The organism is Ruminiclostridium papyrosolvens C7 (genome assembly GCF_000421965.1).
Lineage (GTDB): Bacteria > Bacillota > Clostridia > Acetivibrionales > DSM-1351 > Ruminiclostridium > Ruminiclostridium papyrosolvens_A.
Map to the genome: position 1 here is coordinate 1 of NZ_ATAY01000092.1, position 1,086 is coordinate 1,086.

Consider the following 1,086-nt stretch of genomic DNA (forward strand, 5'->3'; position numbering starts at 1 on the left):
ACGTTGGGAACTGAAACATCTAAGTACCAACAGGAGTAGAAATCAAAAAGAGATTCCGTAAGTAGTGGCGAGCGAAAGCGGAAGAGCCCAAACCAAAAGATAGTAATATCTTTCGGGGTTGTGGACTAGCATAATGATCCTTGAGACATAGCAGAATGAGCAGCTGGAAAGCTGAGACCATAGAGGGTAAAAGTCCCGTAAGCGAAATGTTAAGAGGCAGGCTAGTATCCAGAGTACCACGAGGCACGTGAAACCTCGTGGGAAGCAGGGTGGACCACCATCCAAGGCTAAATACTAACTGGTGACCGATAGTGAAGCAGTACCGTGAGGGAAAGGTGAAAAGAACCCCGGGAGGGGAGTGAAAGAGAACCTGAAACCCTATGTTTACAAGCAGTTGAAGAGCGTTAAAGCTCGACAGCGTACTTTTTGTAGAACGGTCCGGCGAGTTATTGTATGCAGCAAGGTTAAGTACTAAAAGGTACGGAGCCGAAGGGAAACCGAGTGTTAAAAGCGCGTCAAGTTGCATGCTATAGACCCGAAACCGGGTGACCTACCCATGGACAGGTTGAAGCGGGAGTAAAATCTCGTGGAGGACCGAACCACATGACCGTTGAAAAGGTCTGGGATGAGCTGTGGGTGGCGGAGAAATTCCAATCGAACTCGGAGATAGCTGGTTCTCCCCGAAATAGCTTTAGGGCTAGCCTCAAGGGAAAATCATACGGAGGTAGAGCACTGAATGGGCTAGGGGCCTTACCGGGTTACCGAACCCTATCAAACTCCGAATGCCGTAATGATGTTACTTGGGAGTCAGACTATGAGAGATAAGTCCCATGGTCAAAAGGGAAACAGCCCAGACCATCAGCTAAGGTCCCAAAATCACAGTTAAGTGGAAAAGGATGTGGGCTTGCTAAGACAACTAGGATGTTGGCTTAGAAGCAGCCACTCATTCAAAGAGTGCGTAATAGCTCACTAGTCGAGTGAGCCTGCGCCGAAAATTACCGGGGCTAAACTGTGTACCGAAGCTATGGATCAGCGTGTGTTCCATGGTATATCTAGTAAGAAAGCAAAAAGGTAATTTCACGAAAA

1 rRNA gene is annotated in these 1,086 nt (G+C 47.9%); it reads left to right on the plus strand.

What is annotated here, in order from left to right:
• Positions 1-1,086 (plus strand): 23S ribosomal RNA (locus tag L323_RS40955); the annotation flags it as partial.